Source organism: Burkholderia sp. AU16741 (assembly GCF_002223345.1).
In the GTDB taxonomy this organism is placed as follows: domain Bacteria; phylum Pseudomonadota; class Gammaproteobacteria; order Burkholderiales; family Burkholderiaceae; genus Burkholderia; species Burkholderia sola.
On the sequence record NZ_NKEZ01000003.1, the window covers coordinates 614,298 to 625,897 of the forward strand.

The following is an 11,600-nucleotide window of genomic DNA, read 5'->3' on the forward strand; positions in this document are numbered from 1 at the left end:
AGCACACGAACAGGGGCCGGATCGTTACGCACGGGACCAGGCGGGGCTGAATAGCCGACCTGAGTCGACAGGAGAACCGTGCATAGATCATCAGTCGTCGGATGACTTGTGACGCAGTATAATGAATCATCGGCTTTCGCTCAAACCCCGCGTAAACCCTCGGCTCACATTACGATCATTCAAAAAGGAACCGGCCACATGTCCGTGCCTACGCTTCCCGCAGCGCCGCGCCGTCGCGCACGCAGCCTCGCACAAGATGTCGTCGACGCGCTGACCGCGCAGATCGAAAACGGCACGCTGCGTCCCGGCGACAAGCTGCCGACCGAAACCGAAGTCATGGCAGCGCAGGGCGTGAGCCGCACGGTCGTGCGCGAGGCGATCTCGCGGATGCAGGCGAGCGGCCTCGTCGAGACGCGCCACGGCATCGGCAGCTTCGTGCTCGAGCCGTCGCGCCGCCAGACGCTCGGCATCGATCCCGCGACGATCACGACGCTGCGCGACGTGCTCGCGGTGCTGGAGCTGCGCATCAGTCTCGAAAGCGAGTGCGCGAGCCTGGCCGCGCAGCGCGCGAACGACACCGACCTCGCCGCGCTGCGGCGCGCGCTCGACGCGATCGCGACGGGCGCGGGCGGCGGCCGCGACACCGCGCAGCTCGATTTCCAGTTCCACCTGCAGATCGCGCAATCCACCGGCAACCGCTATTTCGTCGACATCATGACGCAGCTCGGCACGTCGATCATCCCGCGCACGCGCGTGAATTCGGCGCGCTTTGCCGGCGACGATCTCGAGCGTTACGTCGGCCGGCTGAATCACGAGCACGAGGACATCTACGAGGCGATCGCGCGCCACGACCCGGAAGCGGCCCGCGCCGCGATGCGCACGCACCTCACGAACAGCCGCGAGCGGCTGCGCCGCGCGCACGAGGCAGCCGAGGCCGAGGCCGGCTGACCTTGGGTCGCGGCGGCTCGCGACTGTCGCGGGCCCGCTCTCGTCGTCGCCTCAACATCAGTCGTCGTATGAGGTCGGCGTAGCCGTGTCGATCTTCGCGGCCAGGCGGCGTTCCCGCCGCCGGCCGCCTGCCTCACCGATCAGCCTCCCTTCGTCACGATCGTCTTCCACGCGCCGTTCTTCACCTGGTACAGCGTCGACATCCCGCTCTTCAGCGAGCCGTCGTTCGCGAACGAGATGCGGCCGGTCACGCCTTCGAAGTCGACCTTCTTCAGCGCCGGGCGATAGACCTTCGGGTCGGTCGAGGCGGCCGCCTGCATCGCCTTGATGGCCGCCCACGCCGCGTCATAGCCGAACTGCGCGTACGACAGCACGTCGACGCCGAAGCGCTTCTTGAAGCGCGCCTCGAAATCCTTCCCCTGCGGCAGCTCATCGAGCGGCCGGCCGTATTCCCATGCCATCGCGCCTTCGGCGGCCGGGCCCGCGATCTTGATGAACTCGTTGTCCTTCACGCCGCCGCCGCCGACGAACTGCGCGTTCAGCCCGAGCTGGCGCATCTGCTTGATGAAGTTCGCGGCAAGCGAATCGAGGCCGCCGAAGAAGATCAGATCCGGGTTCTTGCCCTTCAGGCTCGTGATCTGCGCGCGGAAATCGACCGCCTGGTTGTTGGTGAACTCGCGGCCGATGATCGTGCCGCCGGCGGCCTTCACGGCCTTCTCGAACTCGTCGGCCTCGCCCTGGCCGAACGCGGTGCGGTCGTCGATGATCGCGATGCGCTTCGCCTTCGTCACGTCGACCGCGTACTTGCCCGCGTTGCCGGCGTTCTGGCCGTCGGTCGCGATCACCATGAACATGTTCGCGAGCCCGCGCGACGTGAGCGTCGGATTGGTCGCGGCCGGGTCGATCACCGGAATGCCGGCCTTGTCGTAGACGACCGACGCCGGAATCGTCGTCCCCGAGTTGAAGTGGCCGACCACGACCGACACGTTCTGGTCGACCAGCGCCTGCGCGGCCTGCACGCCGATGCGCGGGTCGGCCTGGTCGTCCTGCACGACGAGATTGAAGTGGGCGGGCTTGCCGGCGATCTGCACCTTCTGCGCGACCGCATCGTCGAGCGCGAGCTGCACGCCGTTTTGCAGATCCTTGCCGTAGCCGGCGTTCACGCCCGTGAGCGGCGCGGCGAAGCCGACCTTCACGTCGGTTGCGTCGGCAGCCTGGGCGGCCTGTTGCGAGAGGAGGGCAAGCGCGGATGCAATGGACACCGACAGCAGGGAATGACGGAATTTCATGTTGTTCCTCTTGTTCGACACCGGCGAGTGGGTACCGCGCGCGTCCGGGCGGGCCGGGCGCGTGCGACGGGCGGGCGGTTCGACCGCTTCTCGGAATCGGGCGGGGAGGTCGGCATCGTGATCCTCGGAAACGTCTCCCGTCAGGCTCCGCGAAGAGCCCCGATTGCATCGATATATAGGTCGCCGATATGCGCGGGTCTTGGAAATTTGCCGCGCATTCGATGCGGATTTGCGCATAGCTTCCGCGCGAGCACGGGCGGCCGGTATCGGGAGTTTCCCGTCGCGAACGGAACGGGCAGAAAGAAGGGGGCGGTGCGGGGTAAAAACGCGGCGCGGCCCGCCGGGGCCGCGCCGCGCGTGGGGCGGCGTCAGTCGGCCAGGGCGTCCGACGCGGCTTCGGCGTCGTCGTGCGACGCGGTCGTGCGGATCAGCGGGTCGCTGGTGCTCGGGCGGCCCGTTTCGACGTGGCCCGCGAAGCGGCGCAGGAAGCCGAGCAGGCGGCCGTCGCTGACGGTGAGGTCATACCAGCCGTGGCTGCCGCGCAGATCCCAGTAGTCGTCGACGTGCGCGCCCGGCGCGAGGTCGAACGTGCGCGCGCGACCGTGGCCGTACGCGTTCGTGACCTTCAGCCGCACGGCCTTGTGCCCTCGGTTCATCAGGCGCAGCGTGATGTTGCCGTTCGCGACGTCGTAGCCGTAGATCACTTCGGGGTTCACGTTCGCGCTGCCGGTGCCGGTCGCGAACGGGCCGCGGAAATGGCAGTAGAAGCCGTTCGGGCCGTACACGTCGAGGTCGTACAGGCCGAGCGACGCGGCGGCGCTCCACGTATCGGCGACGCGTTTGCCGGCTTCGACCGTGTATGCCCACGGGCCGTCGACGCGGTTGCGCGACTGGACCTGGAACGCGGCGCCCGCGCGACCCGTGTTCGCAAAGGTCAGCCGGAACTGGCCGTTCGCGGCTTCGACGCGGCCGTGCACGAACAGCTCGTACGGCAGCGCGCGCGCCGGACGCAGGCCGGCCTCCTGTTTCGGCAGCGTCTGCAGCACCGGCGGCACCGGGATGTAGTCGGGATGGCGCGCGCGGTCGGGCGGCGCGTAGCCGCTCGTGTCGGGCAGCGTCGGCCACGCGGCGTCCGCGGTCGCGAAGTCGAACGCCGACGTCAGGTCGCCGCACACCGCGCGGCGCCACGGCGACACGTTGGCGGCCGTGACCGGATACTGCGCGCCGAAGCGCGCCTCGATGAATTGCAGCAGCGACGTGTGATCGAACGTCTGCGAGCAGACCCAGCCGCCCTTGGTCCACGGCGACACGACGAGCATCGGCACGCGCGGCCCGAGCCCGTACGGGCCGGCCATGTGCGACGCGTCGCCGGCGAACACCTCGTTGGTCGTCGCGACCGTGGACAGCCCGTTGTCGCGCGACTGCGGCGCGAACGGCGGCGCCACGTGGTCGAAGAAGCCGTCGTTTTCGTCGTACGTGATGAAGAGCGCGGTCTTGCTCCACACCTCCGGATTCGACACGAGCACCTTCAGCACCTGCTCGATGTACCACGCGCCGTAGTTCGCCGGCCAGTTCGGGTGCTCGGAATAGGCTTCCGGCGCGCAGATCCACGACACCTGCGGCAGCGTGCCGTTCTTCACGTCCTGCTGCAGCACGTCGAACAGCGTGCCGCCGGCGCTGATGTTGGTGCCGGTGCGCGCCTTGTCGTACAGCGGCGTGCCGGGCAGCGCGGTGCGGTACTGGTTGAAGTAGAGCAGCGCGTTGTCGCCGTAGTTGCCGATGTACGGGTTCTGCGTCCAGCCCCACGAGCCGTTCGCGTCGAGCCCGGTGCCGACGTCCTGGTAGATCTTCCACGACACGCCGGCCTGTTCGAGCACTTCCGGGTAGGTCGTCCAGCCGTAGCCTTTTTCCTCGTTGCCGAGCACCGGGCCGCCGCCCGTGCCGTCGTTGCCGACGTAGCCCGTCCACATGTAGTAGCGGTTCGGGTCGGTCGAGCTCGGGATCGCGCAGTGGTACGCGTCGCAGATCGTGAACGCGTCGGCGAGCTGATAGTGGAACGGGATGTCGTCGCGCTTCAGGTACGCCATCGTCGTGGTGCCCTTGTTCGGCACCCACTGGTCGTAGCGGCCCTTGTTCCAGGCGGCGTGCATGTCCTGCCAGCCGTGCGGCAGATCCTGCAGGAACTGCAGGCCGAGCTTGTCGGCGCCCGGGTGGAACGGCAGCAGTTCGGCCGGGCCGACCGGCTGGTGAAACACCGACTTGCCGTTCGCGAGGCGCAGCGGGCGCGGGTCACCGAAGCCGCGGACACCGCGCATCGTGCCGAAGTAGTGGTCGAACGAACGGTTCTCCTGCATCAGGATCACGATGTGTTCGATATCGCGGATCGTGCCGGTACGGCGGTTCGCGGGAATCGCGAGCGCATCGCGGATCACGGGCGGAAACAGGTTCAGCGCGGCGGCGCCGGCAGTGCCGGCGGCGACGCGCAGGAAGTCACGACGGTTCGATCGGGTCATGGTCGTTATCGTGGGGTAAAGAGGGAGCCGATTGGCGGGACCTGCGGGAACGGCGCACACCGGGTCGCAGGATGCGGCTGCGCCGGTGGGTGCCGCCGCGAGCATAGCGAGGAATCGGTGTCATTCATGTGAAGTCCGGAAACGTTTGCACGCGTGAATCAGGTCGCGGCCGGCGGTGCGCCGCCGCACGGACTGCGGGAAGCGGCGGCGGGCGAGGCGCGGCACACGGAGAACAGCGGGAACAGCGGAACAGCGAGGGAGTAGCAGGACGGCTGAGGCGCAGCGGCGGGCCGCCGCGGCGAGGAGGGCGATACGCACGCGTCAGGCGTCGGTCACCCACGCGCCGAACCATTCGCTCGGCCGCGCGATTTCGTCCTGCGCGGCGACGAGCTCGAGCTCGTAGCGGCGTGCGTCGTAGGTGGCCTTCACGACCGCGTGCACGGCCGCGAGCGTGTGTTCGAACGCGGCGCGCACCGAGTCGCCGCGCAGCCGGCACGCGACGAAGATCGCACTGGTCAGGTCGCCGACGCCGACCGGATGGCGCGGAAACGCATACAGCGGCCGCTGGCCGATCCACGCTTCGGTTTCGGTGACGGCGAGCATGTTGAAACGGTCGGCCGGGCTGTTGCGGTCGTGCAGGTGCTTGACGAGGATGATCTTCGGGCCGCGGCGGATCAGCGTGCGGCACGCGTCGACGGCTTCCGCGACGGTCTCGATGCGTCGCCCGGCGAGCTTCTGCAGTTCGGTATGGTTCGGCGACATGCCGTCCGCGAGCGCTGGCACCTCCTGGACGATGAATTCCTCGACGCCGGGCTCGGGCCGGACGCCGCCCGTCTGGCCCATCGCCGGATCGCAGAAGTACCACGCGTTCGGATTCATCGCCTTCACCGAGCGCACGATCTCGACCGCCGCGCGTGCCTGCGGCGGCGAGCCGAGGAAGCCGGACAGCACCGCGTCGCACCGCTTGAGCGCGCCGATGGCGGCGATGCCGTCGACGAGCTGTTCCATCTTCGCGGCGTCGATCGCGCTGCCGGCCCAGTGGCCGTACTGCATGTGATTCGACAACTGGACGGTGTTGAGCGGCCAGACGTTGACGCCGAGGCGCTGCATCGGGAACACGGCCGCACTGTTGCCGGCGTGGCCGTAGATGACGTGCGACTGAATGCTGAGGACGTTTTTCATGGGAATTCGCCTGCACGCGTTTCAGGGTCACGTCACACGATACCCGAGTTCGTCGTACGCGCGGAAGTCGCGCGGCGCTGGAGTGTTGCGCGCCGTCGTCACGCGACCGCGTAGAATCGCGGGGCGCGAGACAGCCGCGCTGCAACCCGGCTGCCCGCGCGCGTCTCCACTCACCGTGATCGCCATGCTTTCGATTTGCAAGATCCTGTCTGTCGCGCGCGCCGCGGTGCTCGGCGCGAGCGCCGCCGCCGCGTGCGCGATGCCCGTTGCGGCCGTCGCCGCGACGCCCGCCGCCAACGAAGGGCCCGCGTACGGCCCGCGCCTGGAAGGGTTCGCGTATCCGGCGCCCGTGCACGAATATGCGTTCGTGTCGCAGCGCGAAACCCTCGAGATGGCGTACCTCGACGTGCAGCCCGCGCACCCGAACGGCCGCACCGTCGTGCTGCTGCACGGCAAGAACTTCTGCGCGGCGACCTGGGAGGACACGATCGGCGTGCTGAGCCGCGCCGGCTATCGCGTGATCGCGCCGGACCAGATCGGCTTCTGCAAATCGTCGAAACCCGAGCGCTACCAGTACAGCTTCCAGCAACTCGCGCGCAACACGCACGCGCTGCTCGAATCGCTGGGCGTGAAGTCGGCGACGATCGTCGGCCACTCGACGGGCGGGATGCTCGCGATCCGCTACGCGCTGATGTATCCGAAGGCGACCGACCAGCTCGTGCTCGTGAATCCGATCGGCCTCGAAGACTGGAAGGCGCTCGGCGTGCCGCCGCTGTCGGTCGACTACTGGTATGCGCGCGAGCTGAAGACCAACGCCGACGGCATCCGCCGCTACGAGCAGGCGACCTACTACGGGGGCAAGTGGTCGCCGTCGTACGAGCGCTGGGTGCAGATGCTCGCCGGCATGTATCGCGGCGCGGGCCGCGACGCGGTCGCGTGGAACTCCGCGCTGATCTACGACATGATCCTCACGCAGCCGGTGGTCTACGAATTCGGCGCGATTCGCGTGCCGACGCTGCTGATGATCGGCGACAAGGACACGGCCGCGATCGGCAAGGACGTCGCGCCGCCCGACGTGCACGCGAAGCTCGGCCGCTATCCGGAGCTCGCGAAGCGCACGCAGGCCGCGATTCCCGGCGCGCAGCTCGTCGAATTCCCGGCGCTCGGCCACGCGCCGCAGATCCAGGACCCGGACGCGTTCCACAAGGCGCTGCTCGACGGGCTGGACGCCGTGCGCCCGCAGTGAGCCGGCGCGGGCGGCCGCGCGCGGTCGTGCCGTCAGCTTGCCTCGTTCGCGAGTTCGTCGCGGATCTGCGCGGCCAGTTCGAACGAACGCAGCCGCGCGGCATGATCGTAGATCTGCGCGGTGATGATCAGCTCGTCGGCGCCCGTCTGTGCGATACGGTCGCGCAGCTTGTCGCGGACCGTGTCGCGCGAGCCGACCGCCGCGAACGACAGCGAATGCGCGACGGTCGCGAGTTCGAGTTCGTTCGCCTCGAGCGCGTCGACGGGCGGCGGCAGCTTGCCCGGCGTGCCGCGCCGCAGGTTGATGAACTGCTGCTGTAGCGACGTGAACAGGCGCCGCGCCTCGTCGTCGGTCTCGGCCGCGAACACGTTGACGCCCACCATCGCATGCGGCTTCGGCCAGGCGGCCGACGGCCGGTACTGCGCGCGATAGATCTCGAGCGCCCGCATCAAATAGTCGGGCGCGAAGTGCGACGCGAACGCGAACGGCAGCCCGAGCATCGCCGCGAGTTGCGCGCTGAACAGGCTCGAACCGAGCAGCCACACCGGGACGTCGAGCCCCGCGCCGGGCACCGCGCGCACGCGCTGGCCGGGTACGGGCTCCGCGAAGTAGCGCTGCAGCTCGGCGACGTCGTCCGGAAACGAATCGGCGCTGCCGATCAGGTCGCGGCGCAGCGCGCGCGACGTGGTCTGGTCGGTGCCGGGCGCGCGGCCGAGGCCGAGGTCGATGCGCCCCGGATACAGCGACGCGAGCGTGCCGAACTGCTCGGCGATCACGAGCGGCGCATGGTTCGGCAGCATGATGCCGCCCGAGCCGACCCGGATCGTCTGCGTGGCGCCCGCGACGTGGCCGATCACGACGGCGGTGGCCGCACTCGCGATGCCCGGCATGTTGTGATGCTCGGCCAGCCAGTAGCGCCGGTAGCCCCAGCGTTCCGCGTGCTGCGCGAGATCGACGGTGTTGCGGAATGCCTGCGAGGCGTCGGCGCCGGCCGGAATGGGGGCGAGATCGAGTACGGAAAACGGTGTCATCGGAAGACCTTCGAAAACGGGGTGGCGTGGTGATGCGCTGACGCAACAGACGCCGACGATTTTGCCAAAGGGTTCCGGAACGTGCTGGCGGCGCGAGGATACCCATGCGCCTTACAGGGGCGCAGGCTGGCTTCCGACAATCGTTGCGAAAATCAATCTAATCACCGATTAATTACCAAATTTTACGGCGATTGGAAGTGAAACCGCGTCGACACACAAATTTGCACGAAACGTTTGATTTTAAAGACTGCAATACGCCTGCAAAGTGCTTACGCTACCGTGAACGTGGCCGGGCCGATCAGGCTCGTCGATCCCTCAGCTTTGCCGGAATTGCACTAGTCCGTTTCGCGTAGCGCCGAGCGCGGGGGGGCGCAGACTGCTAAAATCCGCCGCCTGCCCATCTTGTGCCGATGGAGCCATTCGAGTCTTCCCGCATGCCGTCCGGGCGCTGCGCGGGGATACGCCACGCGAAGCCGGGCATGGCCGAACCCGAACAACGGGTCGCGCCTCCCCCATTACAGACGCTGCAGGAACAAGGAGTCGGGTCGTGCCCGCGTTCGTCGTCGTCGGAATACCGCATCACGTTCAATCGCGCTCAAGCGTTTGCCATGGCGCCCGCGTCGCCGGGAGGCATCGCGCATGACGCCTACCGCCACGCTGCTCGACTGGCTCCTGATCGCGTTCACGCTGGCCGCGGCCGGCTATGCGCTCGTCGCGGCCTTCGCGCCGCGGCCGCGCACACCGCGCACGGCCGCGCGCGACGGCTTCGAGCCGGTCAGTGTGTTGAAGCCGCTGTGCGGCGCGGAGCCGCACCTGTATGAAAACCTCGCGACCTTCTGCGTGCAGCGCCATCCTCGCTACGAGGTGCTGTTCGGCGTCGCATCGTCGGCCGATCCGGCCGCGGCCGTCGTCGAGCGGCTGCGCGCCGAACATCCGGATTGCGACATCACGCTCGTGATCGACGCGCGCGTGCATGGCAAGAACCTGAAAGTCAGCAACCTGATCAATCTCGCCGAGCGCGCGAAATACGGCCGCATCGTGATCGCGGACAGCGACATCGCGGTGCAGCCCGACTATCTGGAGCGCGTGACGGCGCCGCTCGCCGACCCGTCGGTGGGGGTCGTCACGTGCCTGTATCATGCGCGCAGCGTCGGCGGCTTCTGGACGCGGATCGGCGCGCAATTCGTCGACGCGTGGTTCGCGCCGTCGGTGCGGATCACGCACCTCGGCGGTTCGAGCCGCTTCGGCTTCGGCGCGACGCTCGCGCTCACGCGCGACACGCTCGACCGGATCGGCGGTCTCTTCGCGCTGAAGGACGAACTGGCCGACGATTTCTGGCTGGCCGAGCTGCCGCGCCGCCTCGGGCGCCGCACCGTGCTGTCCGAGGTCGACGTCGCGACCGACGTGATCGAACCGTCGTTCGGGCCGCTGTGGCACCGCGAGACGCGCTGGCTGCGCACGATCCGTTCGCTGAATCCGGCCGGCTTCGCGTTCCTGTTCATTACGTTTACCGTGCCATGGCTCGCGATCGGCGCGCTGCTGGCATTGCGCCTCGACGGCACGTTCGCCGGCACGCTGGCGGGCGGCGCGGCCGCGCTCGGCGCATTCGGGCGGCTCGTGCTGCATGCGCGCGGCGAGGACGGCTGGCGCGCGTTCTGGCGCGACCTGCCGCTCGTCGCGGTGCGCGACACGCTGCTCGCGCTCGAGTGGCTCGCGGCCGCGTTCGGCACGCATGTGGTATGGCGCGGCGCCCGGATGACGGTCGTCGGCGGCGAACGCGCGACGGCGGCCGTGGAAGCAGTGGACGGCCGCTAGGGCCGTCGATCGAACCCGGCCCGCGGGCCGAGACGCGTCGCACGGCGAAGCCGCGCGGCGCGACACAACAGAGAGGCGGGCGCCGGCAGGGCGACCCGCGGTTTTTGACTGAATCGTTGCAACGAAACGAACTATGCAGGCTACCGGAGCATTCATGAAAACGCTGTTCTTGCAGGCCCCTTCGTATGACGGCTTCGACGGCGGAGCCGGCTCGCGCTATCAGGCGAAGCGCGAAATCCGTTCCTTCTGGTATCCGACGTGGCTCGCGCAGCCGGCCGCGCTCGTGCCGGGCAGCCGCGTCGTCGATGCGCCGGCCGACGGGCTGTCGGTCGAGGAAACGCTGAAGATCGCCAACGACTACGACCTCGTGATCATCCACACGAGCACGCCGTCGTTCCCGACCGACGCGATGTTCGCGCAGGATCTGAAGAAGATGAAGCCGTCGATGCGGGTCGGCATGGTCGGCGCGAAGGTGATGGTCGATCCGCACAACTCGCTGACGGCGAGCGACGCGATCGACTTCGTGTGCCGCGAGGAATTCGACTACACCTGCAAGGAACTCGCCGAAGGCAAGCCGTTCCCCGAGATCAAGGGCTTGAGCTGGCGCGCGAAGGACGGCTCGATCGAGCACAACGAAGCGCGTCCGATCCTCGAGAACATGGACGAGCTGCCGTTCGTCGCGCCGGTCTACAAGCGCGACCTGAAGATCGACAACTACTTCATCGGCTACCTGAACTATCCGTACGTGTCGATCTACACGGGCCGCGGCTGCAAGTCGCGCTGCACGTTCTGCCTGTGGCCGCAGACGGTCAGCGGCCATCGCTACCGCACGCGCTCGGTCGAGAACTTGCTCGCGGAAGCGAAGTGGATCCGCGACAACATGCCGGAAGTGAAGGAACTGATGTTCGACGACGACACCTTCACCGACGACCTGCCGCGCGCCGAAGTCATCGCCGTCGGCCTGGGCAAGCTCGGCATCACGTGGTCGTGCAACGCGAAGGCCAACGTGCCGTACAAGTCGCTGAAGATCATGAAGGACAACGGCCTGCGCCTGCTGCTGGTCGGCTTCGAATCGGGCGACGACCAGATCCTCGTGAACATCAAGAAGGGCGTGCGCACCGATTTCGCGCGCCGCTTCAGCGCGGACTGCAAGAAGCTCGGCATCAAGATCCACGGCACCTTCATCCTCGGCCTGCCGGGCGAGACGCAAGAGACCATCAAGAAGACGATCGAGTACGCGAAGGAAATCAACCCGCACACGATCCAGGTTTCGCTCGCCGCGCCGTATCCGGGCACGACGCTCTACAAGCAGGCCGTCGAAAACGGCTGGATGGAAGAGAACAAGACCATCAACCTGGTCAGCAAGGAAGGCGTGCAGCTCGCGGCGATCGGCTATCCGCACCTGTCGCGCGACGAGATCTATCACCATCTCGAGCAGTTCTATCGCCAGTTCTACTTCCGCCCGTCGAAGATCTGGGAAATCGTGCGCGAGATGCTGACGAGCTGGGACATGATGAAGCGCCGCCTGCGCGAAGGCGTCGAGTTCTTCCGCTTCCTGCGCGCGCACGAGGCCTGA

General features: G+C 67.9%; 8 protein-coding genes. 4 read left to right on the plus strand and 4 right to left on the minus strand.

Annotated features, from left to right (window positions below):
* Positions 1-198: 198 nt before the first annotated feature.
* Positions 199-948: a FadR/GntR family transcriptional regulator gene (locus CFB89_RS05390; protein WP_089467013.1), complete on the plus strand. Its 750-nt coding sequence runs from the start codon at positions 199-201 to the stop codon at positions 946-948.
* A gap of 140 nt (positions 949-1,088) precedes the next feature.
* Here CFB89_RS05390 and CFB89_RS05395 read toward each other — a convergent pair whose 3' ends face one another.
* From CFB89_RS05395 to pdxY, 3 genes are all read right to left on the minus strand, one after another.
* Positions 1,089-2,237, minus strand: a complete 1,149-nt coding sequence (locus CFB89_RS05395; protein WP_089467014.1) for a branched-chain amino acid ABC transporter substrate-binding protein — start codon at positions 2,235-2,237, stop codon at positions 1,089-1,091.
* A 368-nt stretch (positions 2,238-2,605) separates the two neighbouring features.
* Positions 2,606-4,750, minus strand: coding sequence for a phosphocholine-specific phospholipase C (locus CFB89_RS05400; RefSeq protein ID WP_089467015.1), 2,145 nt, complete (start codon positions 4,748-4,750; stop codon positions 2,606-2,608).
* A gap of 321 nt (positions 4,751-5,071) precedes the next feature.
* Entirely contained in the window at positions 5,072-5,932 is an 861-nt protein-coding gene (pdxY, locus tag CFB89_RS05405) for a pyridoxal kinase PdxY (protein WP_089467016.1), read from the minus strand.
* Between the two features lie 184 nt (positions 5,933-6,116).
* On the opposite strand from pdxY, the gene CFB89_RS05410 reads away from it, so the two are divergent.
* On the plus strand, positions 6,117-7,178 hold the full coding sequence (locus CFB89_RS05410; RefSeq protein WP_089467017.1) for an alpha/beta fold hydrolase: 1,062 nt from the start codon (positions 6,117-6,119) through the stop codon (positions 7,176-7,178).
* A 32-nt stretch (positions 7,179-7,210) separates the two neighbouring features.
* Here the strand turns inward: CFB89_RS05410 and CFB89_RS05415 are convergent, their stop codons facing one another.
* Positions 7,211-8,209: an LLM class flavin-dependent oxidoreductase gene (locus CFB89_RS05415; protein WP_050011426.1), complete on the minus strand. Its 999-nt coding sequence runs from the start codon at positions 8,207-8,209 to the stop codon at positions 7,211-7,213.
* A gap of 639 nt (positions 8,210-8,848) precedes the next feature.
* Between CFB89_RS05415 and hpnI the strand changes: the two genes are divergently transcribed.
* Together hpnI and hpnJ are read left to right on the plus strand one after the other, a co-directional pair.
* On the plus strand, positions 8,849-10,024 hold the full coding sequence (hpnI, locus tag CFB89_RS05420; RefSeq protein WP_089467018.1) for a bacteriohopanetetrol glucosamine biosynthesis glycosyltransferase HpnI: 1,176 nt from the start codon (positions 8,849-8,851) through the stop codon (positions 10,022-10,024).
* A gap of 133 nt (positions 10,025-10,157) precedes the next feature.
* Positions 10,158-11,600: a hopanoid biosynthesis associated radical SAM protein HpnJ gene (gene hpnJ / locus CFB89_RS05425; protein ID WP_306427118.1), complete on the plus strand. Its 1,443-nt coding sequence runs from the start codon at positions 10,158-10,160 to the stop codon at positions 11,598-11,600.